The organism is Bradyrhizobium sp. UFLA05-125, from assembly GCF_059803515.1.
Window position 1 is genome coordinate 35529 of record NZ_JBANBJ010000050.1, and the last position, 26378, is coordinate 61906.

At 64.2% G+C, this 26378-nt stretch carries 23 protein-coding genes, 1 tRNA gene and 1 riboswitch; of the genes, 15 read left to right on the forward strand and 9 right to left on the reverse strand.

What is annotated here, in order from left to right:
- Positions 1-124: 124 nt before the first annotated feature.
- On the forward strand, positions 125-559 hold the full coding sequence (locus SO156_RS32000) for a hypothetical protein (protein ID WP_498537539.1): 435 nt from the start codon (positions 125-127) through the stop codon (positions 557-559).
- 749 nt (positions 560-1308) lie between these two features.
- Here the strand turns inward: SO156_RS32000 and SO156_RS32005 are convergent.
- Positions 1309-1383 (reverse strand) — tRNA-Gln (locus SO156_RS32005).
- 254 nt (positions 1384-1637) lie between these two features.
- On the opposite strand from SO156_RS32005, the gene SO156_RS32010 reads away from it, so the two are divergent.
- On the forward strand, positions 1638-3416 hold the full coding sequence (locus SO156_RS32010; protein ID WP_498537540.1) for an acyl-CoA dehydrogenase family protein: 1779 nt from the start codon (positions 1638-1640) through the stop codon (positions 3414-3416).
- 176 nt (positions 3417-3592) lie between these two features.
- Positions 3593-4354 (forward strand): enoyl-CoA hydratase-related protein, encoded by a 762-nt coding sequence (locus SO156_RS32015; RefSeq protein ID WP_498537541.1) that lies wholly within the window; start codon positions 3593-3595, stop codon positions 4352-4354.
- Positions 4355-4402: 48 nt separating this feature from the next.
- On the opposite strand, the gene SO156_RS32020 is transcribed toward SO156_RS32015, so the two are convergent.
- Positions 4403-5476: a beta propeller repeat protein gene (locus SO156_RS32020; protein WP_498537542.1), complete on the reverse strand. Its 1074-nt coding sequence runs from the start codon at positions 5474-5476 to the stop codon at positions 4403-4405.
- Between the two features lie 435 nt (positions 5477-5911).
- Here SO156_RS32020 and SO156_RS32025 point away from each other — a divergent pair, with 435 nt between their 5' ends.
- The 8 genes from SO156_RS32025 to SO156_RS32060 all read left to right on the forward strand — a co-directional run bounded on the left by SO156_RS32025 (position 5912) and on the right by SO156_RS32060 (position 15551).
- Positions 5912-7579 carry a bifunctional metallophosphatase/5'-nucleotidase gene (locus tag SO156_RS32025; RefSeq protein WP_498537543.1) on the forward strand — a complete coding sequence of 556 codons (1668 nt, stop codon included), beginning with the start codon at positions 5912-5914 and terminating at the stop codon, positions 7577-7579.
- 133 nt (positions 7580-7712) lie between these two features.
- On the forward strand, positions 7713-8642 hold the full coding sequence (locus SO156_RS32030; RefSeq protein ID WP_458151260.1) for a histone deacetylase family protein: 930 nt from the start codon (positions 7713-7715) through the stop codon (positions 8640-8642).
- A 72-nt stretch (positions 8643-8714) separates the two neighbouring features.
- The gene (locus SO156_RS32035) at positions 8715-8966 is read left to right on the forward strand and encodes an exodeoxyribonuclease VII small subunit (protein WP_027526545.1); all 252 of its coding nucleotides are present in this window, start codon (positions 8715-8717) and stop codon (positions 8964-8966) included.
- A gap of 249 nt (positions 8967-9215) precedes the next feature.
- Positions 9216-10526 (forward strand): hypothetical protein, encoded by a 1311-nt coding sequence (locus SO156_RS32040; RefSeq protein ID WP_498537544.1) that lies wholly within the window; start codon positions 9216-9218, stop codon positions 10524-10526.
- Between the two features lie 357 nt (positions 10527-10883).
- On the forward strand, positions 10884-12812 hold the full coding sequence (dxs, locus tag SO156_RS32045; protein WP_458151258.1) for a 1-deoxy-D-xylulose-5-phosphate synthase: 1929 nt from the start codon (positions 10884-10886) through the stop codon (positions 12810-12812).
- Positions 12813-12996: 184 nt separating this feature from the next.
- Positions 12997-13551 carry a nucleoside 2-deoxyribosyltransferase gene (locus tag SO156_RS32050; protein WP_498537545.1) on the forward strand — a complete coding sequence of 185 codons (555 nt, stop codon included), beginning with the start codon at positions 12997-12999 and terminating at the stop codon, positions 13549-13551.
- 25 nt (positions 13552-13576) lie between these two features.
- Positions 13577-14311 (forward strand): TlyA family RNA methyltransferase, encoded by a 735-nt coding sequence (locus tag SO156_RS32055; RefSeq protein ID WP_498537546.1) that lies wholly within the window; start codon positions 13577-13579, stop codon positions 14309-14311.
- A complete protein-coding gene (locus SO156_RS32060) occupies positions 14304-15551 on the forward strand; it encodes a class I SAM-dependent RNA methyltransferase (RefSeq protein WP_498537547.1) in 1248 nt (415 codons plus the stop codon). The genes SO156_RS32055 and SO156_RS32060 overlap by 8 nt, the downstream gene beginning before the upstream one ends.
- Before the next feature lie 37 nt (positions 15552-15588).
- Here SO156_RS32060 and SO156_RS32065 read toward each other — a convergent pair whose 3' ends face one another.
- The 5 genes from SO156_RS32065 to SO156_RS32085 are packed head-to-tail and all read right to left on the reverse strand — an operon-like array spanning position 15589 to position 20518.
- Positions 15589-16440, reverse strand: a complete 852-nt coding sequence (locus SO156_RS32065) for an ABC transporter permease (protein ID WP_498537548.1) — start codon at positions 16438-16440, stop codon at positions 15589-15591.
- Positions 16441-16442: 2 nt separating this feature from the next.
- Positions 16443-17291 carry an ABC transporter ATP-binding protein gene (locus tag SO156_RS32070; RefSeq protein WP_498537549.1) on the reverse strand — a complete coding sequence of 283 codons (849 nt, stop codon included), beginning with the start codon at positions 17289-17291 and terminating at the stop codon, positions 16443-16445.
- Entirely contained in the window at positions 17288-18334 is a 1047-nt protein-coding gene (locus SO156_RS32075) for an ABC transporter substrate-binding protein (protein ID WP_498537550.1), read from the reverse strand. The genes SO156_RS32070 and SO156_RS32075 overlap by 4 nt, the downstream gene beginning before the upstream one ends.
- Positions 18335-18371: 37 nt before the next feature.
- Positions 18372-19586, reverse strand: a complete 1215-nt coding sequence (locus SO156_RS32080) for a CaiB/BaiF CoA transferase family protein (protein WP_498537551.1) — start codon at positions 19584-19586, stop codon at positions 18372-18374.
- Positions 19583-20518 carry a hydroxymethylglutaryl-CoA lyase gene (locus SO156_RS32085; RefSeq protein ID WP_498537552.1) on the reverse strand — a complete coding sequence of 312 codons (936 nt, stop codon included), beginning with the start codon at positions 20516-20518 and terminating at the stop codon, positions 19583-19585. Before SO156_RS32085 ends, SO156_RS32080 begins: the two co-directional genes overlap by 4 nt.
- Positions 20519-20605: 87 nt before the next feature.
- Here SO156_RS32085 and SO156_RS32090 point away from each other — a divergent pair, with 87 nt between their 5' ends.
- Together SO156_RS32090 and SO156_RS32095 are read left to right on the forward strand one after the other, a co-directional pair.
- Positions 20606-21517: a GntR family transcriptional regulator gene (locus SO156_RS32090; RefSeq protein ID WP_498537553.1), complete on the forward strand. Its 912-nt coding sequence runs from the start codon at positions 20606-20608 to the stop codon at positions 21515-21517.
- Positions 21518-22269: 752 nt separating this feature from the next.
- A complete protein-coding gene (locus tag SO156_RS32095; protein ID WP_498537554.1) occupies positions 22270-22512 on the forward strand; it encodes a hypothetical protein in 243 nt (80 codons plus the stop codon).
- A gap of 30 nt (positions 22513-22542) precedes the next feature.
- Here SO156_RS32095 and SO156_RS32100 read toward each other — a convergent pair whose 3' ends face one another.
- Complete coding sequence (locus SO156_RS32100) at positions 22543-23031, reverse strand: GNAT family N-acetyltransferase (RefSeq protein ID WP_498537555.1); 489 nt, start codon at positions 23029-23031, stop codon at positions 22543-22545.
- Positions 23032-23186: 155 nt separating this feature from the next.
- On the opposite strand from SO156_RS32100, the gene SO156_RS32105 reads away from it, so the two are divergent.
- On the forward strand, positions 23187-24035 hold the full coding sequence (locus tag SO156_RS32105; RefSeq protein ID WP_458151246.1) for a nucleotidyltransferase domain-containing protein: 849 nt from the start codon (positions 23187-23189) through the stop codon (positions 24033-24035).
- A gap of 52 nt (positions 24036-24087) precedes the next feature.
- On the opposite strand, the gene SO156_RS32110 is transcribed toward SO156_RS32105, so the two are convergent.
- Positions 24088-24945: a DUF1194 domain-containing protein gene (locus SO156_RS32110; protein WP_458151245.1), complete on the reverse strand. Its 858-nt coding sequence runs from the start codon at positions 24943-24945 to the stop codon at positions 24088-24090.
- A gap of 261 nt (positions 24946-25206) precedes the next feature.
- Positions 25207-25278, forward strand: a riboswitch (Fluoride riboswitch).
- A gap of 36 nt (positions 25279-25314) precedes the next feature.
- On the opposite strand from SO156_RS32110, the gene SO156_RS32115 reads away from it, so the two are divergent.
- Positions 25315-26378, forward strand: a 1064-nt coding sequence (locus SO156_RS32115; RefSeq protein ID WP_498537556.1) for an MFS transporter, incomplete at its 3' end; no start/stop codon positions are given.

A 26378-nucleotide genomic window follows, 5' to 3' on the forward strand; every position in this document is an offset into this window, starting at 1 on the left:
TAGGGCCCAGACGGGCGAGTTCGGCTTGATCCAGTGCTCTTGCTATGCCTTCACCACGAATGAACTGCGTCCAAAACGCGAGCGCTAATAGTCCTAAGGAGAATATTAACGACGCTGTGATCATTTGCCGTACCGGCTGGGGCATCATCGACAGGGAGAGTCGATCATGCCGGGATTCGAGATCGCTTGGAATCGCCGTCGCCTCGCATCGCGCTATCTCAAGGAACCCGCGCCATGGGTTCAAGACGCCATCCTGCTGGAGCGCGTTCTGCTCGACGGCCAAGCGCAGCTCAAGATCGTCTGCCGCATTGCCTCCGTGGTCGAGGACCGGCTGAACGATCCCACCGAGCGGGACCACTTCTGGCGCGTCGCCCGCGCGCGCCTCGGCAAGGTCCATCGTCTCACCGGCCGCGACCGCGCCGACATCGAGCGCCTGCTCGCGACGAACGTGCCGAGGCCGGTGATGCTAGGGCGCGACCAGAACGAACAGAAACGTGCCGGAGACCACCGCGACCCAAACGAGCGAGAGCCAGATGAAGAAGTTCGTCAGGTCCATTGATGCACGCCTTCGGCGAACAGTGTCAGCCCGGCCGGAGGCTTTGCACTAACCTGTGATCAGGGGAATGACGTCTCCGGCTTCGGAAGCGGCTCGCTGAAAATCCTGGAATAGCCGACAAGGGCCCTCGACCACTTGCCTGCGTAGACTCGAGAGCGTTTCTTGCTGCGACGCATGAGTCTGAAATAGCCCCAAGGCGAGGTCGGCGGGTTGCTCGAAGGTGCGCTGTCACGCAAAGCGGACTCATCCGCCATGATCCCGGACCGGCGCCGATGCCGATCACTCGATTTATTTGACGCCTCAAAACCTTCAACCGCCGCCACGAATTTTCATCGCGACTGTCAACGGACTGCGCATGTGGGCCAAATTCAAACTCCGCACGGGCGGCGTACCTCGGCATTCTGATAGGCGTCATGACGGCGTGGTACTTCGTAGGGTTCATGCCCCTTGCTAAAATGCCCTAATCCCCTCCCTAAAGTCTTCCTGACTGACTGCCTGTTGCGACGTAGGTTCTGTTGCGACGATCACCCACATGACACTGCGAGCCTCGGGCGGCAGTCGCGATCGAACAAAGTCTCCAGCTACAGTCTCCCGAAAACGGGAATATTCGCAGAATTGGCCGGAGACTTTCGGTAGTTTGGCCGCCGAAAACGGCGGAACGAGAGTCTGGAGACTACTGCTAGTGCGCAAAAGCCCGCTGTTGGCGGGCTTTTCTGCCATTCCTAGAGTCCATTACTAAACGGCACACTGGTTGGCTGGGGCGGGAGGGATCGAACCTCCGAATGGCGGAATCAAAATCCGCTGCCTTACCGCTTGGCTACGCCCCAACACGACCTTCGGGAACGGCGCCAGAACCGGCGGATTCCCTTCGGGTCCCGCCGGTCTACAGAGAGTAGACGACCATTTCAACCGCCTCCGCGCAAATTGGCCGGCGGCGGGCACCGTCTGCGTCACACTCTATTATGCGAGCCCTGCCCGCGCCGGTCCTGGCCTCCCAGTCACGAAACTTGGCCCTCCCGGCCATTGAGACCTCGGCGGTTTCGTGGGAATACGGCGCCAACGAGGTTTCCGGGAGTACGCCATGACCTACCGCGCGCCGATCAACGACATGCTGCTATCGCTCAACCACGGCGCGGGCCTCAAGGCCGCCGTGGAGGCCGGCCATTATGGCGATTTCGACGCCGATATCGCATCGGCCGTGCTGGAGGAAGCCGGCAAGTTCGCGACCGACGTGCTCGCGCCACTCAACCGCGTCGGCGACGAGAATGGCATCAAGCTCGACGACGGCAAGGTCACGACCGCACCCGGCTGGCCGGATGCCTACAAGCGCTGGACGGATGGCGGCTGGAACGCGGTGTCGGGGCCAGAGGCGTTCGGCGGCCAAGGTTTGCCGCTCGCGATCAACGCGGCCTGCACCGAGATCTGGAGCGCCTCCAACGTCGCCTTCGGCCTCTGCCCGCTGCTCACGGCTTCCGCGATCGAGGCGCTGGAGGCGCATGGCAGCGACGAGTTGAAGCAGATCTATCTGGAAAAGCTCGTCACCGGCGAATGGACCGGCACGATGCAGCTCACCGAGCCACAGGCCGGCTCCGACGTCGGAGCGCTGCGCACCCGCGCCGAGCGGCAGGCCGACGGCACCTATCGCATCAAGGGGACGAAGATCTTCATCACCTATGGCGAGCACGACATGACCGACAACATCGTGCATTTCGTGCTCGCGCGCCTGCCTGATGCGCCTGCGGGCACCAAGGGAATTTCACTGTTCCTCGTTCCAAAGCTCATGGTCAATGCCGACGGCTCGCTCGGCGCCCGCAACGACATCTATGCGTCCGGTGTCGAGCACAAGCTCGGCATGCACGCTTCTCCCACCTGCACCATGACCATGGGCGATCATGGCGGCGCGATCGGCTTTCTGATCGGCGAAGAGAACCAGGGCATGCGCTGCATGTTCACGATGATGAACCAGGCCCGCCTCGGCGTCGGCCTCGAAGGCGTCGGCGTCGCCGACCGCGCCTATCAACAGGCCCTGGCTTACGCGCAGGAGCGCAAGCAGGGTCGCGCCCTCGGCAAAAAGGGCGACGGCTCCGATGCCATCATCGTGCATCCCGACGTCAAGCGCATGCTGATGCGGATGCGCGCACAGACCGCGGCCGCGCGCACCATCTGCTATGCGACGGCGGTCGCAATCGACGTTTCGACGCGCGCCAGGGATCCCGGCGTGCGGGTCGAGGCTGCGGCGCGCGCGGCGCTGCTGACGCCGATTGCAAAGGCCTATTCGACCGACGTCGGCAACGAGGTCGCCTATCTTGGCGTCCAGGTGCATGGCGGCATGGGTTTCATCGAAGAGACCGGCGCGGCCCAGCACTATCGCGACGCGCGCATCACCGCGATCTATGAAGGCACCAACGGCATCCAGGCGATCGACCTCGTCACGCGCAAGCTCGCGGCCAACGGCGGTTCCGCGGTCTGGGCGCTGCTCGGCGAGCTCTCCGGCATCATCAAGCAGGTCGAGGCCTCCAACGATCCCGCCTTCGGCACCACCGGCGTCAAATTGCGCGAGGCGCTGGACGCGCTCAAGCGTACCAGCAAGTGGCTCCTGGAGCGGCTGGCCGAGGCGCCGAACGACGCGCTGGCCGGCGCGACGCCCTATCTCCAGCAGTTCGGTGCGACGCTCGGCGGCTGCATGCTGGCAAGCGAGGCACTCGCGGCCAAGAGTGACGGCAACCCTGACGCGCCCCGCTACGTCTCGCTCGCCCGCTTCTTCGCCGAAAACATCACGGTGCAGGCGAGCTCGCTGGAGCGCACCGTGACGGAGAGCGCGGAGTCGGTCGCGGCGGCGGACGCGGTGCTGCTGGGGTAAGCGGCGGCACTATTCGTTCCGTCCCCCCGCGCAACGGCAACGGGGGTGGTATGCACCAACCAACCGTTGAAAGCGGAACCCCAGGTTTGGCAGCTCCGCAAGATGATGTAGGCTGGCGGCAAAACGACAGAGCCGGCGGCGACGGCGCCGCAGGCCGTTATTGGGGACTGGGAAGCATGACCGGCCAGATCATTGTTACGCACGAAGGCGCGATGCGCGTGATCACGTTGCGGCGGCCGGACAAGAGAAACGCGGTCACGCAAGCCATGTACCGTGACATCGGCCACGCCATCGACACGGCACAGAACAACCCGGACATCCGCTGCCTCATCATCACAGGCGGCTCCGGCGCGTTCAGCGCGGGCAACGATCTCGAGGAGTTCCTGGCCGATGCCACGGCGAGCCCCGAGATGCCGAGAGCCTCCAACGCCATCAAGCTGCTCTATTCGCTCGCCCACAATGTGAAACCGATCATCGCCGCCGTCGATGGCGTCGCGATCGGAATCGGCACGACCATGCTGTTCCATTGCGACTATGTGCTCGCATCGACGGCTGCGACCTTCAGGACGCCGTTCGTACCGCTCGGACTGATCCCGGAGGGCGCGTCCACCCTCTTGATGCCGCACACCATGGGCTATCAGCGCGCCTTCGCAATGCTGGTGATGGGGCGGACCTTCGACGCAGAGGAGGCCCAGGCTGCGGGATTCGTCAATGTCGTGGTCTCGCCCGGACATACCGAGGCCGAAGCCAAGAAGGTGGGACGCGAGATTTGCAGACTGCCGGCAGATGCGGTCGCGACCTCGCGCAAATTGCTGCGCCTGCCGCCGGAAGAGCTGACGCGCCGCATCGACCAGGAGAGCCATCTCTTCGGCGAACGAATACGCTCTCCGGAAGCGATCGCTGCGATCAAGGCGTTTTTCGCGAGGAAGAGGCGTTAGAGAGAACAGGGTCGCCGCAGCGTCGAAGAATGCCGACGAACCCTAGCTTCAGGTCCGGTAGGGTCGAACTATATCACGCCAGGATCGACCATCGAAGATTTGTACATCTTCCAAACTGGCTACCGCGAGGACACCATCTGCGGTGTCCATGTGGCCGCGCGCGCCAACGCGATGCGCGCGCTGCACTTTTCCATCGACGAACCGATCCAGGCCGTAATCGGATACAAGCCACAGCTGACCATCGAACCAGCGCGCGTCGTTGTAGGGAACCGTGGATTCCGAAATGTGGACGCGTCGCCAGCTGTCGCGGCGTCCAGCGAACAGCGTTCCACCTTCGCCGGAGATATACACCTCGTCGTCCCCGGCGCAACAGACCGTAAAGAGCGGCCACCGTGACGGAAACCGGCATTGAGACCAGCCTCGGCCGTCATAGTGCCATACATCGCCTTTCCCGCCGACGGCATAGATATCATCCTCGGCAAAACCGTCGATATCGTTAAAGCCGATTGCGACCACTTCCTCGACGTCGAGCTTCCGCGTCTGAGTCGGGAGGCCCACGTCCAATCGCTCCCAGCAGCCTATGTCGATTCTCCGATAGACGTCGCGGTTCAGACCAACCGTGTAAGCGCGATTGCCGATGCAACGACCCCGGTTGCCCACAAAGCTCTGCCCTGTGGGGTTCACCTTCTCCATTGCCTTTTGATTGCTTCCCATTGCGAACGCATCACCGTTAGAGCTGAGCGCAATCCCCTGTCCGAGCGGCGCGCGGACAGCAACGCAACGTGTGAGCTGGAAGCCAATCAGACCCTGGTAAGCCCATTTCTCCGCTGGGTCACTTTCGTTCAAATAGAATGCGACGAGGCGCGAGGCGATATCATGGTCCCAGGTGTGGCTGGCCTGCTCAATTGGAATTGACTGACGGAGCACAACATAGACAATGTGGCGATCGCGAACGGCGACATCGACAATATCCCACCCCTTGAACGCCCTGAGCCATGCCTCCCGATCCAGAAAGACCTCTCGGTCTTGGCTCTGGTCCGTCTCGGAGCTTATGGCCAGCGCCGGCAATGCCACCGTCCCGGCGGCACTGGTCAGCAAGGTGCGGCGGCTCAGATTAGTCATGAGGGTCTGTCTGGTTTCGCTGATTGACGTTCGGTACGATGAATTCGCTGCAGGGCGCGCCACCCACCTCGACCCGTTAGTCGCCCCAGCGGTGGTTGGCGTTCATTGGTCGAAGCCCGAGAAACAGGCCCGTCGCGACCAGTCGTGATCACGGCAGGAACTGGCGCCGGTCCGAGCGCGGTCGATCGTAGGCCAGCCGCAGCGCATGCGCTTGTCCCGAGGCGAACAAGATTTGTTCGGAAACGAATTTTTGGACAGCGGGATCCAGTCCGGCAACAAGTGAGACTGCCCATCGCGGTTCGACGACGCCGCGCTATCGAACCCAACGGGGACTTGCAGCACCCGTGATGGCTCGCATCGATGTCGAGCCCCGGAATGCCGAGTGGAAGCAACAAGCTTCGTGAAATCTTCCCGCGGAAAGTTTAGGCTCGTTCCATGCGACACCTGCTTCGCCTGATTCCGGCCGCTCTCGCCTTTGCACTCGGCTGCGCCCTGCCCGCTCTTGCCCAGGGCTCGCCACCGGTCGAGCTGCGCATTCTCGCGATCAACGACTTCCACGGCAATCTCAAGCCGCCGCCCGGCGGTATCCGCATCGGCGATCCCGAGGACAAGGCGAAGAAGGTGACGGTCGCAGCGGGCGGCGCCGAGTACATGGCGACACTGGTCAAGCAGCTTCGCGAGGGTCGCAAGAACACGATCTTCGTCGCGGCCGGAGATCTCATCGGGGCAAGCCCGTTTTTGTCGGCGATGTTTCACGACGAGCCGTCGGTCGAATCGCTGTCGATGATGGGGCTTGCGATTACCTCGGTCGGCAATCACGAGTTCGACGAGGGCAAGGCCGAGCTGCTCAGGATGCAGAACGGCGGCTGCCATCCCGATGACGGATGCCAGGGGCCGCACCCCTTCACGGGTGCCAAATTCCACTATCTGGCGGCCTCCACCATCGAGACCGCGACCGGTAAGAGCATCCTGCCGCCCTATGAGATCAGGGAGTTCGACGGCATCCCCATCGCCTTCATCGGGCTGACGCTCAAGGGCACCGCCGGCATCGTATCGCCAGCCGGCATTGCCGGGCTCGAATTCCGCGACGAGGCCGAGACGGTGAATGCGCTCGTTCCGCAATTGAAGGCGCGCGGCGTCGAGGCGATCGTGGTCCTGATCCACGAAGGCGGCGAGCCGACCGGCGACTACAATGAATGCCCGGGCATTTCAGGGCCGATCGTCGACATCGTCAAGAAATTCGACCGCGCGGTCGACGTCGTCGTCAGCGGCCACACCCACCGTGCCTATGTCTGCAACATCGACGGCCGGCTCGTCACCAGCGGCGACAAATACGGTACGCTCGTGACCGCCATCGACGTCACGCTCGATTCCACGACGCGCGACATCGTCAGCGCGAAAGCCGAGAACGTGATAGTCGCGAACGCCTCCCTCGCCAAGGATCCCGATCAGACCGCACTGATCGAGGCCTACGACAAGCTGGCAGCCCCCATCGCCAACCGTCCGGCTGGCGCGGTGACGCAGACGCTGTCGCGCGTGCCCAACGACGCCGGCGAGAGCGCGCTCGGCGACGTCATCGCCGATGCGCAGCTCGCCGCGACGCGCGAGGCGAAGGACGGCGGCGCCGTCGTCGCCGTCACCAATCCCGGCGGCATCCGCACCGACATCGTGCCGAAGGAGAACGGCGCGGTGTCCTTTGGCGACGTGTTCGCGAGCCAGCCGTTCCGCAATCGCCTCGTCACCCTGACGCTCACGGGCAGCCAGCTCAAGGAGATGCTGGAGCAGCAATGGCTCGATCCGAAGCGGCCGCGGATCCTCCAGGTGTCGAACGGCTTCAGCTATGTCTGGGACGCCTCGAAGCCGTTCGGCGAGCGCGTGATGGCCGACAAGATGACGCTCGACGGCAAGCCGATCGATCCGGCCTTAAGCTACCGCGTTACCCTCAACGACTATCTCGCCGTCGGCGGCGACGGTTTCACCATCGCCAAGCAAGGCATCTCGCCGCAATATGGCGGCTACGATGTGGATGCGCTGTTTGCCTTCTTCAGGGCGCACGGCCCGATCGGCCCGCTGCCACCGACCCGCATCCAGCGCGTCAATTGATCCGGATCAAACGGCCCGGAACAGGAACACCTTTGCCATTCCCGGCCAAACACCTACATTCGGTTTTGCATTGCCTTTTGGCGCCGGATGCGTCAAGCGACGTCAAAAGCCCGTTCGCAGTGAGCCCTACCTGATGAGCACGCTTCTTCTCTCCCACAAGGCCTGCCTCGACCACGTGACGCCGCAGGGCCATCCTGAGCGGCCGGACCGCCTGCGCGCGGTGGAGGAAGCGCTGTCGCACGAACGCTTCCAGTTCCTGGTGCGGGATCAGGCGCCGGAGGGCAATCTCGATCTCGTCACGCTCTGCCACAACGAGCATTACGTCACCGAACTGCGCCACATCGCGCCGACCAGCGGCCAGGTCTATATCGACGGCGACACCTCAATGTCGCCGGGCACCTGGGAAGCGGTCATGCGCGGGGTCGGCGGCGCGGTCGCCGCGACCGAAGCTGTGATGGCCGGTGAGCACCGCAACGCCTTCGTCGCGGTGCGCCCGCCCGGACACCATGCCGAGATCGGCAAGCCGATGGGCTTCTGCTTCTTCGACAATGTCGCGATCGCCGCCCGCCACGCGCAACGCAAATACGGCATCAAGCGCGCGGCCATCGTCGATTTCGACGTGCACCACGGCAATGGCACACAGGACATCTTCTGGTCGGATTCGACCGTGATGTACTGCTCGACCCATCAGATGCCTCTGTTTCCGGGCACCGGCGCGCGCTCCGAGCGCGGTGATCACGACACCATCGTCAACGCGCCGCTCGCCTCCGAGGATGGCGGCCCTGAATTTCGCGACGCCTTCGAGAACTTGATCCTGCCGCAGCTGACAAAGTTCAGCCCCGAGCTTCTCATCATCTCCGCAGGGTTCGACGCGCATTACCGCGATCCGCTGGCCTCGCTGAACCTGCGCGGGGAGGACTACGCCTGGGTCACACGGAAGCTGATGGATCTCGCCGACAAGACCGCGGGCGGGCGCGTTGTTTCAGTGCTCGAGGGTGGCTATGACCTGCAAGGACTGAAAGAATCTGTTACGGCGCATGTCGGTGCCCTGATGGGCGCCTGACGACACCCGCCACATTGCGCCCGCAAAATATTGCTTCGTAACCCAGCGAAGGGCGGGCAATCGGAAACTGATATGGCCGAAAACACCCAAATCGACGTCACCAGGCTGACCTTTGAGCGTGCGATCGAGGAACTCGAAACGATCGTGAAGCGGCTCGAGGAGGGCAAGGTGCCGCTGGAAGAATCGGTGGCGATCTATGAGCGTGGCGAGGCCTTGAAGCGCCGCTGCGAGGAGCTTTTGCGCCAGGCCGAGGCTCGCGTCGACAAGATCACCACGGACGCCAGCGGCCAGGCGAGCGGCACTGCGCCCCTCGACGTCCAGTAGCCGCCTTTCCCCGATACCCCCAAGCCATTCAGAACATTCAGGGAATGCGCCCGAAGGCCGCGCAGTCAGGCTGCAAATAGCTCTTGGCCTATCCCGCGGACTGCTATAGTCCCGGGACAGAGAATGCGGACCGGGCCAATGGTCCGGACGAGCATCGACGGTTTTTCGTCGAAGAAGCACGTCAATCGGGGGAGAGAGGCTGGGGCTCCTGTCGGGGCCCCAAGGCCGGCTTGCGGGATCACAGGTTCAGTGCGCGTTCAGAACCGCCATATCATCTATGTGCAGGGCTATGATCCGCGCGGGCTCGCGCGATACTATCGCATGTTCCGCACCGAGCTGCGCAAGTTCGACCGGCTCTACCAGCTCAAGACCACGATCAGCCGGCCGCAGGATCTGAGCGAAGGCGAGATCGCGTCCTGGAGCATCGAGACCCGCGCGGACGACTGGCAGACCCGCACGGCCTACGACTTCCTGCGCTTTGAGGATTTCATCAAGCGCGACCTCGCCCAGCCGATCCGCAAGACCGTCTTCGCGGCGCTGTGGGTCTACTGCCAGCTCGTGTTCGGAGGCACCATCGCGCGTTTCGCCAAGGCGAACTGGCGATTCGCGACCTTCGTCAGCTACCCGTATCTGGTGCTGCTCGCGGAAGCGCTGTGCGCGGCCGGCATCGCATGGTTGTTCCGCAAAGGACTGGATGCATTCGGCGTCCCCGATCCTTTCAGCCTGCTCGCAGCCGCCGCATTGTTCGTTGCGCTGGTCGGCACCACGCTGAAATACACGGAGGAGAGGACCTATGTGCTCTATCTCCTGCGTGACCACGTCTGGACCTGGGAATTCGCCCATCGTCGCCAGCCGGAATGGGACCGGCGCATCGACCGCTTCGCGGAGCATTTGTGCAAGGTCGCGCGCACTACGCGCGCAGAGGAGATCGTGCTGGTTGGCCACTCCTCGGGTTCGTTCCTCGCCATCGAGATTCTGGCGCGCGCGCTCAAGCTTGATCCCGCACTCGGGCAACGCGGCGTCCGCGTCATGCTGCTCACGGTCGGCGGCAATTGTCCGGTCGTCGGCTATCACGCTGCGGCACAGGATTTCCGCGATCGCCTGCGCGAGCTCGCGGTCGAGCCCTCGATCGAGTGGATCGACTGCCAGGCTCGCAAGGACGTAATGAACTTCTTCCAGTTCGATCCGATCGCGGCCCATGGCATCGACGTCGGCGCGGCGCGCTGCAATCCCGCCGCGATCGTGCCGGTGCGCTTCCGGGAGATTATCGCGCCCGAGCACTACAAATTGTTCCGCTGGCAGTTCTTCCGCGTCCATTTCCAGTTCGTGATGGCCAATGAGCGGCCACACGCCTACGACTTCTTCATGATCGTGTGTGGCCCGGTTCCCTTGCGGGAGCGCATGGCCATGCCGGACGCGGCGCTCGCGGTCGCGATAGGGGACCCCTCGGCCCGCGAGTTCGCCTGGCGGCGGCTTGAGCTGGAAAATTCCTGTCCCCGCGGTCAAATTCCTGCCCCGGAACTCGGCAATATGGAACCTCCGGCCCGGAGCCGGGGTTAACCAAGCCAACCCAAGGTTTGCGGGCGCATACCCTGTCCACGGGCCTAACGGGTTGGCTTTGGCGGCAGCTTTGGTGTAAAGCTGCCCGGACTATGGCTTTTTGCGAGCCTTTCGTGAGCAAGCATTGCTCACGGCAAGCGCTTCAAATCGCTAATGAAATTGGCTGGGACGGGTGACGCCGAGCTGGGTGACAGAGATCACAGGACTGAACCGGAGCGCACTTAGGCTCACTTAAGCTTGAAGAAGGGGCTTTGCCCCGCGCAGGTGGCTCCGACAGTCAGGGCTCGCGCTGCGCCAATATTATGCATACCCATCTCGCGCCGGACGGTCGTCCGGCCCTTAAAATTGGAACTCGCCGTGAACGCATACAGCAAGACGCCGCTTCTCGACACCATCCGGACGCCGGATGATCTGCGCAAGCTCAAGATCGAGCAGGTCCGCCAGGTTGCCGACGAGCTGCGGCAGGAGACCATCGACGCCGTTTCCGTGACCGGTGGTCATTTCGGCGCGGGCCTCGGCGTGGTCGAGCTCACCACCGCGATCCATTACATCTTCGATACGCCGCGCGACCGGTTGATCTGGGACGTCGGCCACCAGGCCTATCCGCACAAGATCCTGACCGGGCGGCGCGACCGCATCCGCACCTTGCGCACCGGCGGTGGCCTCTCTGGCTTCACCAAGCGCAGCGAGAGCGACTACGATCCCTTCGGCGCGGCGCACTCCTCGACCTCGATCTCGGCCGGCCTCGGCATGGCGGTCGCCCGCGACCTCTCCGGGGGGAAGAACAACGTCATCTCGGTGATCGGCGATGGCGCGATGTCCGCCGGCATGGCCTATGAGGCTATGAACAATGCGGGCGCGATGAACTCCCGCCTGATCGTCATCCTCAACGACAACGACATGTCGATCGCCCCGCCGGTTGGCGCAATGAGCGCGTACCTGTCGCGGCTCTACTCCGGCAAGACCTATCGCACGCTGCGCGAGGCGGCCAAGCAGATCAACAAGCGCCTGCCCAAGATCATCGCCAACCGCGCCAACCGCGTCGAGGAATACTCCCGCGGCTTCATGATGGACGGCGGCACGCTGTTCGAGGAGCTCGGCTTCTATTACGTCGGCCCGATCGACGGCCACAATCTCGACCACCTGCTCCCCGTTCTGAAGAACGTGCGCGACATGGAGACCGGCCCGATCCTGGTCCACGTCGTGACCCAGAAGGGCAAGGGCTACGGCCCGGCGGAAGCCTCCGCCGACAAATACCACGCAGTGGTCAAGTTCGACGTCGCGACCGGCACGCAGGTCAAGGCCAAACCCAATGCGCCGGCCTACCAGAACGTGTTCGGCCAGAGCCTCGTCAAGGAAGCCCAGAAGGACGACAAGATCGTCGCTATCACTGCGGCGATGCCGTCGGGCACCGGCGTCGACATCTTCAACAAGGCGTTCCCCGACCGCACCTTCGACGTCGGCATCGCCGAGCAGCACGCTGTGACGTTTGCCGCAGGTCTCGCCACCGAGGGCTACAAGCCGTTCTGCGCGATCTACTCGACCTTCCTGCAACGCGGTTACGACCAGGTCGTGCATGACGTCGCGATCCAGAGCCTGCCGGTGCGCTTCGCCATCGATCGCGCCGGCCTTGTCGGCGCCGACGGCGCGACGCATGCGGGTTCCTTCGACAACGCCTATCTTGGCTGTCTGCCGAACATGGTGATCATGGCCGCCTCCGATGAGGCTGAAATGGTACACATGGTCGCCACCCAGGTCGCGATCGACGACCGTCCGAGCGCGCTGCGCTATCCGCGCGGCGAAGGCCGCGGCGTCGAGATGCCCGAGGTCGGCATTCCCCTCGAGGTCGGCAAGGGCCGCGTCGTCCGCCAAGGCAACAAGATCGCCCTGCTCTCCTTCGGCACCCGCCTTGCCGAGTGCGAGAAGGCGGCCGACGAGCTCGCCGCGCACGGCCTCTCCACCACGATCGCGGATGCGCGCTTCATGAAGCCGCTCGACACCGATCTGGTGCTCAAGCTCGCCCGCGAGCACGAGATCCTGATCACGATCGAGGAAGGCTCGGTCGGCGGCTTCGGCTCGCATGTCGCGCAGTTCCTGACCGACCAGGGCGTGCTCGACAGCGGCGCCGTGCGCTTCCGCACGATGGTGCTGCCCGACGTGTTCCTCGACCATGACACACCGGCCGCGATGTACGGCCGCGCCGGTCTCGACGCCAAGGGCATCGTTGCCAAGGTGTTCGAGGCGCTCGGCAAGGACGTGAAGACCGAGACGGTCAAGCTCGCCTGACGGCTGTTCACCTCTCCCGCTTGCGGGAGAGGTCGGATCGCGCAAGCGATCCGGGTGAGGGCTTTCTCCTCTTGGGGGTTCTCGATTGCGGAGACACCCTCTCCCCAGCCCTCCCCCGCCAGCGGGGGAGCGCAGTATTCGCCGCGGTTCGCGGCTCGCCTGACTTCTCCTGAACGGTCACTCCATGAAAATCTATCTGGCAGGCCCCGACGTGTTCCTGCCGGATGCAGTCGAGGTTGGCCGGCATAAGGCCGCGATCTGCGCCGCGCACGGTCTCGTCGGCCTTTATCCCCTCGACAACGCGATCGATCTCACCGTGGCCGATGCTTCGCGGCAGATCTTCGCCGCCAACGAGGCGATGATGGATGCGGCCGACGCCATCATCGCCAATCTTACACCCTTCCGCGGCGCCGGCGCCGATCCCGGCACCGTCTACGAGCTCGGCTACATGGCGGGCCGCGGCAAGCTGTGCCTCGCCTATTCGAACGATCCCGCCATCTACGCCGACCGCCTCAGTCGCTTCATGGACATCACCACTGAGGACGGCCGCCTGGTCGATGCGCAGTGGCTGACGATCGAGGATTTTGGTCTGGTCGACAACCTCATGATGATCCACGCGCTGGAGCTGCACGGCTGCCCGCTGGTGACGCCGGCCGAGATGCCCGTCGACGTCTGGCACGATCTCGCCGCGTTCGAGACTTGCGTCCGGATGGCGGCCGCGCGACGCTTGCTTACATGAGCGCTTTGGTCGTCCGGAGAGCCTGATGTCCCCTCCCCGCAAGCGCGCGGATGTTTTGCTGGTCGAGCGCGGCCTGTTCGAAAGCCGGGCGCGGGCACGCGCCGCAATCGAGGCCGGGCTCGTCACCGCCGATGACAAGCCCGTCACAAAGCCCTCTGAGGCGATCGCGGAGGACGCAGTGCTCCTGGCCGAGCCGGCGCATCCTTATGTCTCGCGCGGCGGCGTCAAGCTCGCTGGTGCGCTGGAGCGCTATCCCATCGAGATCGAGGACCACGTCTGCCTCGACGTCGGTGCCTCCACCGGTGGCTTCACCGAGGTGCTGCTGGCGAACGGCGCGAGCCTCGTCTTCGCGCTCGATGTCGGGCGCGAGCAATTGCATTCGTCGCTGCGCGGTCACCCCAAGGTCGTCTCGATGGAGGAGACCGACATCCGCTCCTACGAAGGCAAGCGCCTGCCGGCACGGCCCGATATCGTCGTCATCGACGTCAGCTTCATCTCGCTGAAGACGGTGCTGCCGGTGGCGCTGTCGCTGGCGGCGGCACCGATGAGCCTGCTCGCGCTGATCAAGCCGCAATTCGAGGCCGAGCGGAAGCACAACAAAAAGGGGATTATCCGCGACGCCACCGTGCATCAGGAGATCTGCGACGACATCGCGGCCTTCGCCGCCTCGCTCGGCTGCATCGATATCGAGGTGTTCCCCTCGCCGATCACGGGTGGCGACGGCAACATCGAATTCTTCCTGGGCGCGCGCCGTGGTTGAACGTCTGACGATCGATCATGTCGGCCATCGCGGCGACGGCGTCTGCCTCGATGAGCGCGAGGCGATCTACGTGCCCTACGCACTCGGGGGCGAGACCGTCGAGGTCGAGCAGGTTCCCGGCCACCATCCCGACCGCCGCAAGCTGCTCGCGGTGGATGTGGCAAGTCCCGAGCGCATCGCGCCGTTCTGCCCGCATTTCGGCGTCTGCGGCGGCTGTGCGATCCAGCATTGGGCGGCCGCGCCGTACCAGGCCTGGAAGCGCAACATCGTGGTCGAGACGCTGGCACAGGCTGGCGTCGCGTGCGAGGTGGCACCTCTGGTCGATGCGCATGGCGCGGGCCGGCGGCGGATCACGCTGCATGGCCGGCTCGGCACGCATGAGATCCTGAAAGTCGGCTTTGCCGCAACGAACTCGCATGACGTCATCCCGATCCATCGCTGTCCGATCCTCGATCCTGCGCTCGAAGGCGCGCTCGATGCTGCCTGGGCGATCGCCGAGCCGCTGACGTCGAAAATGGCGGCGACCAAGCCGCTCGACATCCAGGTCACCGCGACCGAGAACGGCCTCGATGTCGATGTGCGCGGTTCGGGTCCGCTGCCGGCAGCGATGATCACGGCGCTCTCGGGCGTCGCCGAGCAGCATCGACTCGCACGGCTGACGCGGCATGGCGAGCTCGTGCTGCAGCGGCTGCCGCCGACGCTGCGCATGGGCCGCGCAGAGGTGACGCTGCCGCCCGGCTCCTTCCTCCAGGCGACTGTCGCAGGCGAAGAGACGTTGGCCGCACTGGTGAGCGAGCGCGTCGGCAAGGCGAAGGAGATCGCCGATCTCTTCTGCGGTGTCGGTCCCTTTGCCTTGAGACTTGCGGAGAAGGCTCGCGTCACGGCCTATGACAGCGACGCCGGCGCCGTCGCAGCGCTCGCGAAAGCGGCGCGCACCCCAAGCCTGAAACCGATCACGGCCGCGCCGCGCGACCTGTTCCGCCGTCCCCTGGTGCCACAGGAGCTGCGCGAGTTCGATACCGTCGTGTTCGACCCGCCACGCCAGGGCGCGCAGGCGCAGGCGTTGAAACTCGCCGCAAGCAAGGTGCCGGTCGTGATCGCCGTGTCCTGCAACGTCGCAACGTTCGCACGCGATGCGCGGCTCCTGATCGACGGCGGCTACAAGCTCGAGATCGTGGTGCCGGTCGACCAGTTCCGCCACACGCCGCATGTCGAGCTGGTCGCGCGGTTCAGCCGCTAACGACGAAAGCCGATTGCCTCGCCGGTCCGCCAGGCCCTTATGCTGATGGCTCGAACTGCGGCTGCCAGCGCAGCAGGTAGGATTGCAGCGAGCGCACGGCAACCGCCAGCAAAATTCCGACGAACATCATGACGAAGATGGCGACCATCATCTCGCTGGCGTTGGCGCGTGCCTCGGCTTCGATGATGAGCTTGCCGAGCCCGCGTTCGGCGCCGATGAACTCGCCGACGATGACGCCGATCAGCGCAAAAGACACCGCTGGCAGGAGCGAAGCGAACACCCAGGCGAGCGCGGACGGGATCACCACGGTGCGCAGCACGGTGAACTCGCTGGCGCCGAGCAGACGGGCCGCAGCGATCTGGTCGCGATCGACCGCGCGCGTCCCCTCGAAGGTGTTGAAGAACACCACGAAGAATACGACCAGCCAGGCAGTCGCGATCTTGGAGAGATCGCCGAGGCCGAAGATCAGGATGACGAGCGGCACCAGCGCGATGCGCGGGATGGAGTTGAGCGCCACGATGTAGGGGCCGAAGACGCGGGCCAGGAAATCCGAGCGGCCGAGGATCAGGCCCGCCGCGATTCCGCTCGCCGATCCGAACAAGAATCCCCACCAGGTGTTCTTCAACGTAACCAGCGTGGCGAGCCACAAATTATTATCGTTGCCCCTCATGCAGGCAGCAAAGCCGCCGGCATCGGCAAAGCAGCCAAGCCGCAGGAAGCTCTGCCAGATCAGCGACGGCTTGGCCACGAAATAGGGATCCAGGATTTTTGGCACGTAAGCCTTCGGCAGCAGCGCCTTGCTCCATTCAAAGCCCCACTGCCAGATGATGAGAACAGCTGCGAGAATGGCCAGTTGCCAGAACAGGATCACGGTGCGGCTTTTCGCCATGGTCAGTCAGCCCTGGTGCGGCGAAATTCTTCGCCGAGCGAATGCCAGATGTGGGAATAGAGGCGGCCAAATTCGGCGGTCTCGCGCACGGCCACGGGATCGCGCGGCCGCGGGATGGCGACGTCGAAATCCTCCTTGAGCCGTCCGGGCCGCGCCGAGAGCAGGATGATGCGGCTCGCCAGAGTCAGGGCCTCGCCGAGGTCGTGCGTCACGAACAGCACGGTCTGTCGCTCGCGCTCCCAGATCTCCAACAGCGTCTCGTGCATCTCGAGCTTGGTGTGGGTGTCGAGCGCACCGAAGGGTTCGTCCATCAGCAGGATCTCGGGCTCCAGGATCAGCGTCCGCATCAAGGCAACGCGCTGCCGCATGCCGCCGGAAAGCATACGCGGAAAGCTCTGCGCAAAACCCTTGAGCCCGGCTTTCTCGACAGCCGAAGCGACGCGCCGGGCGCGCTCGGCCTTCGGCAGCCCCGCGATCTCCAGCCCATAGCCGATGTTCTGCTCCACGGTCCGCCAGGGAAACAGTGTGTCGCGCTGGAAGACGTAGCCGACCCTGGAGTTGACCTTGCCGGTCTCGACGGTGTCGTCGTCGATCAGAATGCGTCCGCTCGAGCGCGGCAACAGCCCCGCGACCATGTTGAGGATGGTGCTCTTGCCGCAGCCCGATGGTCCGAGCAACGCGACGAATTCGCCCTGCTTGACCTCGAAGGACACGTCATCGACCGCCACGAACTCGCGGCCGCTCGCGTTGAAGCGTTTGGCCAGACCTTGCACGGCGATGCGCGTGCGCGCCGCGGCCCTGTCATCGTCGTCTCTCGCGCGCGCGAGGCCCGGGCTGGGTGCGGCCATCATTTGTATTTCGCCCTGGCTGCCTCGAGGAAGCTCATGTCGACGACATCCTCGTACTTGGTCTCGGGAATGTCGGTGCCCTTACGGTACCAGGGCTTGGCGCCGCGTTCGAACGAGACCTTGTCGATGACCCCGTCATAGGCCCAGGTCGACTTGTCGAAGCCGAGCTCGGCGCTGATCGCATCGGGGTCGATGCCGGAGAAATATTTCGGCGTGACCAGCGCCTGCACGTCCGCGAGCGGCGTCGCCTTCACGAAGGCCATCGCGCGGTAGATCGCGTTGACATAGGCCTGCACCATCGCCTTGTCCTGTTCGACCGTGTCCTGAAGTGTGTAGATTACGAGCACGGGCAGCGTGCCGCCGAAATCCTTCTCGAACACGCCGGGTTTTGACGTGTCGTAGAGGATCCTGCCAAAACCCTTCTTCTCGACCTCGACGATCCAGCTCGGCGGCGCCATGATGGCGTCGAACTGCTTGGTCTGGAGCGAGGGGAACATCGTGTTCGGCCCTCCGCCGGCGACCCAATTCACCTTGTCGGCGAGACCGCGCGCCTCGAACACATAGGTGCCGAACACCCAGGTGCCCGAGCCGATCGCGGTGGCCGAAACGATCGGCTTGGCGCCGTCCGCGCGCTTATAGTCCGCGAGCTTCTCGACCGTGGTGATGCCGCTCTCGTAGAGATCCTGCCGGACCATGATGTTGGCGTAGGAGCACACCATCTCGGTCGCGAGCAGGATCTTGCACGGCTTGCCGCGCGCGCTGAGCTGCAACGGATGGCTGGCATCGCCATGCGCGAACAGCGCCTGCCCTGCCGCCAGCGTTTGACGACCGAACGTGCCGGCATTGCCGGTCACGAGCTTCGAATCGAGCCCTTCGTCCCTGAAGTAACCCTTCAGCTCCGCGATCATGCCGATCGCGTAGACTGGCGACACCGGTCCGAAGGCGAGCGAGACCTGCTTTCCCTCCGCGTGCAATCGTCCCGCCAGCAGCGGTGCGCCGGCCAATGCGGAGCCCGCGATCAGCGCCTGGCGCCTGGTAATGCTCATGTGCTCCTCCCTGTGTTCTCTTTGATGGCGCCAAGCGTCAGGACGGTGCGACCTTGATCGTTCCAGCTTGTCGCAGCGCTTCGATTTCGTTCGGGGACAGGCCAATCTCGCTCAGGATCTCGCTCGTCTGCTCGCCGATCTGCGGCGGGTCGTAACGGTTCGGCAAGCGGCGGCCGTCCATGGAGATCGGCAACAACGGCGTTTTTGCCTCACCGCCGTCAGGCAGGTGAATGTGGGTCAGCCCACCCGACTGGTTGAGATGCGGGTCATCGAAGAGATCGCCGGGCTTGTTCACCGGAGCATAGGGCAGATCGAGCTGCTCAAGGCGCGCGGCGAGATCGGCTTTGTCCCATTGCTTGAAGATCTTCGCGATCTCGGGGATCAGCCAGCCGCGATGGTCGACGCGGTCATTGCTCGTCGCAAAGCGCGGATCGGCAAGCCACGCCTCGCGATCGAAAGCGCGGCAGAACGCCTCCCATTGCTCTTCACCGACGATGGTGACGAACAGCTTTGAGCCGTCCCTGGTGTCGAAGAGGTCGTAGACCGGCCAGGGGCTGTCCTTGATCGAATAGGGGATCGACGGCTGGCCGCTGACCACCTCGCACATCATGGCCTGCGCCATCAGGAACACGTTGTTCTCGTACAGTGCGCTCTGGATGTAACGACCGCGGCCGGTGCGCTGCCGCTCGGCGAGCGCAGCCTGGATCGCGATCACGCCGAACATGCCGCCCATGATGTCGTTGACCGATGCGCCGGCGCGCATCGGCCGGTCCGGCAGGCCGGTCATGTAGGCAAGACCGCCCATCATCTGCACGACCTCGTCGAGCGCAAGGCGATTCTCGTATGGACCGGGAAGATAACCTTTGAGCGAGCAATAGATCAGGCGTGGCGCAAAGGCCGCGACGCTCTCGTAGTCGAGGCCGACGCGCTTCAACAGGCCCGGCCGGAAATTCTCGATCAGGACATCGCTATTCTCGATCAGCCGCCGCGCGATGTTCTGGCCTTCCACGGTCGACGTATCCAGCGCCACGCTGCGCTTGTTGCGGCTGTAGGTGGCGAAGAAGCCGGCGGCGGGACCCTTGAAATAGCGGGTGCGGTCACCCTTGGGCGGCTCGACCTTGATCACGTCGGCGCCGAGATCGGCGAGGATCAGCCCGCAGCTCGGCCCCATCACCATCTGGCTGAACTCGATGACGCGGAGGCCGGCCAGCGGACGAAGCTCCGATGCGGTCTCGCGCATAGAAGCCGTCATGCCGCCCTCCGCAGCACCTTGGGGATGCCCGCCTCGTGCAGATGGCCCGTCAGATGCTTTGCCGGGATATGTCGGGCGAGAATCTCGCGCGTTTGCATCAGGCGATCGAGGTCGATGCCGGTGGAAAGGCCCATCCGCTCCAGCAAGAAGACGAGATCCTCGGTGACGACGTTGCCGCGCGCGCCCGGGGCAAAGGGGCAGCCGCCGAGCCCGGACACCGCCGCATCGAAACGGCGGATGCCTGCCTCGAGGCCGGCGACCGCATTGGCAAGGCCCGCGCCGAGCGTGTCATGCAGATGCAGCCGCAGCGTCATCTGCGATCCGACCTCGCGCCTGACGGCTTCGACGATCTGCCTGATCAGTTTGGGGGTAGCGTAGCCGACGGTGTCGGCAAGCCCGATCTCGTCGGCACGGGCTTCGGCAAAGGCACGCGCAACCCGGCACACGGCCGCTTCGCTGACCTCGCCTTCCAGGGAGCAGCCGAAGGAGGTCGAGATCGCGCCCATCAGTTGCGGTCGCTGCTCCACCGGCCGGGCGTCGATCGCGGCACGGACCGCGCGAAATCCTTCGAGCTGCTCTTCGACCGAGCGGCGCACATTGGCGCGATTGTGCGTCTCACTTGCCGAGATGACGAAATAGACGGCGTTGACGCCGGCGGCGATGGCGCGCTCGGCGCCCTTCGGATTCGGCACAAGCGCACCGATGGTCGCCGTCTTGTGCCTGAGCGCATGCGCCATCACAACATCGACGTCGGCGAATTGCGGCACGACCTTTGGCGGCACGAAGGACCCGGCATCGATCTCGCACACGCCGGCAGCAGCGATCGTGTCGATCAGCGCGCATTTGGCTTCGGTGGGAACGAACACATCCAGATTTTGGAGGCCATCGCGAGGAGCGACCTCGCATATATGGACATCCGGCGCGCGCGCCATCGGGCTCTCCCTGCTGATTGTATATTATTGCATAAAAGAACAATCTGTGAGACAGTCTGTCAAGCCCTAAACTTTGCGTGCACTGCAATGACCACGTCCGACAGTTCCCGATTGCGCGGCGCCAGGAATGGCGGTTCCGAGCGTGCCGAGCACCTCGCCGGCCTGATCATGGCGCTCGCCCGGCGAGAGGGCATGAAAGCCGGCGATCGCTTGATCGAACAAAGGCTTGCGGATGCGCTGGACCTTTCACGCGCGCCGATCCGGCTCGGCCTCAAGGCTTTGGAGGCGGCAGGTCTGGCGCGCGGTGAGCCGCATCGCGGCTTCGTGCTGGCGAAGAATCCGACCAGCGGCGCGGCCCAACCGGCGCTCGCGGCCGTCAGGCGCAGCGAGCAGGTCTATGCGACGATCGCGGGCGACGTGCTCGCGAGCAGGTTGCCGGCTGACGTCACCGAGGCGGAGCTGATGCGCCGCTATGATCTGAGCCGGGCCGAGCTGCAGCGGCTGCTGGATCGGATCGCGGCCGAGGGCTGGATCGCACGCCTGCCGGGCTATGGCTGGCGCTTTGCGGAGACCATCTCCAGCCCCGAAGCGCAGGCCAAGGCGATGGCGTTTCGCGCGGTGATCGAGCCCGCGGCGATCGCGCAGCCCGATTTCATGCTGCCGAAGGAGGTGATCGCCCGTTTGCGCGAGCGCCAGCTGCGCGTCCTGGAAGGCGAGCTCGAGAAGATGACGATCGGCGAGATCTATCACTCCGGCTGCGAATTCCATGAGGAGATCGTCCGCGGCGCCGGCAATCCGTTCTTCGTTGAGGCTCTCAAGCGCGTGAACTCGATCAGGCGCCTATTCGCCTATCGCAGCTTCGCCGACCGCGACGGCATGCGCCGGCACGTGCGTGAGCATTTGCGCCTGCTCGACATCCTGGAAGCGCGGCAGTATGCCGAGGCGGCGGACCTGATGGCAAGACACCTGCAGCGCCCGTTGGTGGCCGGCCTGTCTTGAGGCCTGGGCCGACGTAGCCGCTGTTTCCCTCGCAATTGCGAGCGGTGACAAAAATGTCGCATGCTCAGAAAAAGATCAATGTCCGGCTTTGGAAATGGCCGATCTTCCGGCCCCAGCCGCCCAGAATCTGCTAATGTCCGCAATTATTATCTGTTCTTTTTAATACGGAACGACTCAAGTGATCATTGAAATCGCTTGTTCTGTAATTTGCCTCGCCGCGATCCGGGCTATCTCGAAGACATACAGGCGACGGCGAGACGTACTCTATGGCCCGTATATGACCCCGGCCGATTGATCGCCGGGCGGGAAGTCGGCTTTGTCGTCAGCTTCCCCAATTCGAGACGAAACGTCCCGCCAACGTGAACGGCAGGCTCGTCGATGGCACACGTGTTTGCCACCCAAAAGAATGCGCCTGCCACCTGAATTGGCAGATAGGAAAATCCGCCTACCAGCGACTACTCTGGCAAGACATACCGCCGGAGCATTGCCATGTCGGCTCAGATTATAAAGTTCAGCAAATATCAAAAATCCCGTGAACTCGCTCGGATGCACAGCGACATCGAAAGGAGCCTGGCCAAGCTAAGCGAAATGGCCGCCCAAGTGTTCAGTGCTTTACGAGACGATGCAGTCGCTGCCCCCTCTGGAGTGAGCGCTCGACAGCAGACACATCCCACTGAACCGAGGCGCGACCGCCTGCCGCTTCCGTCATCTGACCTCCAGCGCGACCTTGGTCCGTACGCAGGCGGGCGACGATGGCTCAATGGACAAGACGACAATTCCTGATTGTCCGGGAATGGGATCGCTGGATCGCGAGGCAACGATCGCCGCGCTATCGAACCACGCGCAAAAAAACTCTCGAATTCTTCCTCGAACTTCAAAGCGCCAAGTCTCCCCTTCTGGATTTCAATCCGCGCGGACGCGACAAGTGGGCAATCGTGCATCGTTGGTTGGTAATTGCGGGGCGGGTGCCCGACGGTGGGCCACGCTCAAAATAGGCAGCCGTTCAACACGCCCCGAGACGCCTTTCAACCTGATCCTGGAGGCGCGGATCTGACGTCGTTCATGCCGGGCTCGGGCCCACGCGCGACGTAGCCGACGCGCAGGCCCGGCACGAAACCGCAACGCTCGTAGAAGCGATGCACGCGCGCGTCCTTCCGGCCGCTTTGCATGAGCACGTGGTGGCAATCCCTGGCCCAGGCAGCCTCCAGCGCTGCGGCGACGACGGCGCGCCCGTGTCCGCGCCCCTGAAATCCCGGATGTGTCACGACATTTTCGAGGAAGCCGTGCCAGCTGCCGCCGCGCAACAGGTTGGGCGCCGTGATGAGCATGCAGGTCGCAACGATCTGGCCGTCGGCTTCCGACACGAACACGGCGAGGTCGTCGCGCGACAGTGTCTGCCGCCAGATGTCTTCGGCCCTTTCGCGAGGCTCGGCCGCCGCGCTGACGTCGGACGCCCGGAAAAGCGCCAGCAACCCCGCAAGATCCGACGTTTGCGCAAGCCTGGCGTTCGCCATCGTTTTCACCTGGTCAGGACGACGCGTCAGTCTTGCCTGCTGCCAATCCCGTTGGCAATGCGAACCATCGATCATCCCGCCGGGAGTTGACCATCCACGTCAAGAGGACCATACCCGCGACCGGAAGCACACAGCACCGTGCGGGACCTCACCCGATGGCAGCGCAGACGGACATCCGGCGCGATCCGCTCATCGAGCGGGTGGTATCCACGCTTGGCGACGTCACGGGCGTCGAGGCCATCGTGCTCGGCGGCTCGCGGGCGCGCGGGACGTCGCACGAAAACTCCGACTACGACATCGGCCTGTATTTCTCCGACAGCAGCATGCTCGACACCGATGGCCTGCAACAGGCGGCGCAGCAACTCGCCGACGACCCCGAGGCGACGACGGTCACCTCGGTCGGCGAATGGGGTCCGTGGATCGTCGGCGGCGCCTGGCTGACGGTCGAGGGGCAGAAGGTCGATCTGCTCTACCGCAACATCGATGCGGTCCGCCGCACGATGGAGGCCTGCCGCGAGGGGCAGATCAGCATGGACTATCAGCCCGGACATCCGCACGGGTTCTGCTCGGCGATCTGGATGGGTGAGATCGCCTGCTGTAAGGCGCTGCGCGACGAACGCGCGGTGATTGCTGAGCTGAAGTCGATCGCACTGCCCTATCCAAAGCCACTGCGCGACGCGCTGATCCGGCGCTTTCGGTGGGAAATCCTGTTCAGCATCGAGAACGCTGAACTCGCCGCGCTGCGCGAGGACCAGACCCACGTCGCGGGCTGCGTCTACCGCGCGCTGACCTGCGTTGCGCAGGTCCTGTTTGCGCTGAATGGAGAATATCTCATCAACGAGAAAGCAGCGCTCCAGCAGGCCGCCGAGTTTCCGCTGACCATTCCGAATCTGATGGAGGAAACGTCGGGGATCTGGCGGCGCATCGGAAATCATGCATTCGAGAGCGCGCTGGCGCACCTGCGCACGATCGAGCGCATTTTGACCGCCCTGGCATCCCGTTGACGGCTCAGTCCTCGGACGCGCCCGTTCCGAAAGGACGTTCGTCGGTCATCCCCTACCGGCCCCAGCGATCCTGCCAGATTTTTTCCCCGATCAGGCAGCTCACGCGCGGCTCCTTGTCGGCAACGTGGACGACATTGCGCTCGGGTGTGCGGCCGGCCACCTCCATCAGGAGTTTTGTGCGGATCGCCTCCTTGAACTTCTCGCGATCCTTGATCGCGATGACGAAGGAGCCGGGACCGCCGACCACGCAGTCCTCGTAGTAATAGTCGAGATTGTCGATATCCATGGTCGAGTAGGACGGCTCCTTGACCATGATCGGCAGCCCGTTGATGACGATACCCTTCTCCAGCGCGGCATCGCGCGAGACCGTGACCGGCCCGCCATTGTTGTTGGGACCATCGCCCGAGATGTCGATGACGCGGCGCAGGCCGCGATAGGGATCCTCGTCGAACAGCGGAATCGCGAAATTGATCGCGCCGGAGATCGAGGTACGCGAGGCGCGCCGGATCGGCGTCTTCAGGATTTCGGCGGCAACAGCATCGGCCGTCTCGGGTCCGTCGATCAATCGCCAGGGAATGATGATCTTCTGGTCGCTGGAAGCGGCCCATTCGAAGTAGGTCACCGCGATCCGGCCGTTGGGCCCGGCCTTCAACGCCTGAAGGAATTCCTTTGATTGGATCGCCTGGGCGTAGCCCTCGCGCTGGATCGCAAGCTCGTCCATATCCATAGAGTAGGAGACGTCGACGGCGAGGATCAGCTCGACATCGACGGCCTGCGCGTCCTTGTCCGCCGCCTGCTGCTGATATCCTGGCGCTTGATGGTTTGGTCCCGGCGCCGCGACGCTCGCAGCGTCACCTCCGGCAAGCATGCCGGCGACCAGCACAGCCCCGATCGAGATTAGCAAGCGCATCGCGCCCTCCCGTCGTATGACGCGATGGTGACATGCAAATGCATTTAAGCAAAGCGCGAAGATCGCCCTCGCTTCACATTCGAGTTAGGGATGCATGCTCTAGCGCAAAGCTGCCGCAGCTCCGCCATGGTCGCGCCGCTTCGCGCATCCCGAGCACTCTTTTTTCCGGGGGCGGCTCGCAGAGCTGAACCCGGAATGACAGTGGACATGGAAGCAAAGGCCGCACCCTATTGTGCGGCGCGATTTCCATGCTAGGCTCGTCGCAAAGATGGGGATGGAGTCCCCCGATACCCGCCCGACGATGTTGTATGGGCTGATGACTCCTGCTTAAGGTGAGGCATTCTGAAAAGCCTCGCCTTCGGCGGGAGCATGGACAACCCGCCGGTGGCGGGTTTTTTGTTGCCTGAACGCGAAGGGCAAGACGTGACGACAGCGCCAAATTCAGCCCTGACTGCGATCCCCAGAGGAGTCTGGGTGCTCGGCTTCGTCTCGTTGCTGATGGATGTCTCCTCCGAGATGATCCACGCGCTGCTGCCGGTCTATCTGGTCACGGTGCTCGGCACCTCCACCATGACGGTCGGCATCATCGAGGGCATCGCGGAGGCGACTGCCTCGATCACGAAGATCTTCTCCGGCGCGCTGTCGGACTGGCTCGGCCGGCGCAAGCTGCTCGCAGCGCTCGGCTATGGGCTCGCCGCGTGCACCAAGCCGCTGTTTCCGCTCGCGCCCAGCGCCGAATGGCTGGTTGCGGCGCGCTTCATCGACCGTGTCGGCAAGGGCATCCGCGGGGCGCCGCGCGATGCGCTGATCGCCGACATCGCGCCGGAGCATTTGCGTGGCGCGAGCTTTGGCCTGCGCCAGTCGCTCGACACCATCGGCGCCTTCGTCGGGCCGCTTGCGGCGATCGGGTTGATGTGGTGGACGGCGGACAATTTCACGGCCGTGTTCTGGGTCGCGGTGCTGCCGGCGTTCCTCTCCTTTGCCCTGATCGCGTTCGCCGTCGGCGAACCCGAGCCCGACGGGGTTCGCGCGCCGTCGCGAAACCCGCTCAACACCGCGGCGATGCGGCAGCTCGGCACGGCTTATTGGCGCGTCGTGGCGGTCGGCATCGTGTTCACGCTGGCGCGCTTCAGCGAAGCCTTTCTGATCCTGCGGGCGCAGAATATCGGGCTCAACGCGATGTGGGTCCCGGCGGTGCTGGTGCTGATGAACATCGCCTATGCGCTCTCGGCCTATCCGGCCGGCGTCTTGTCCGACCGCATCGACCGCACCGGACTGCTGGCGCTTGGGCTCGTCTGTCTCGCCGCCGCTGATCTCGCGCTTGCGCTGCTGCCGAGCCTTGCGGGCCTCGCGCTCGGCGTCGTGCTGTGGGGCCTGCACATGGGACTGACGCAGGGGTTGTTCGCGGCGCTCGTCACCGATACCGCGCCGTC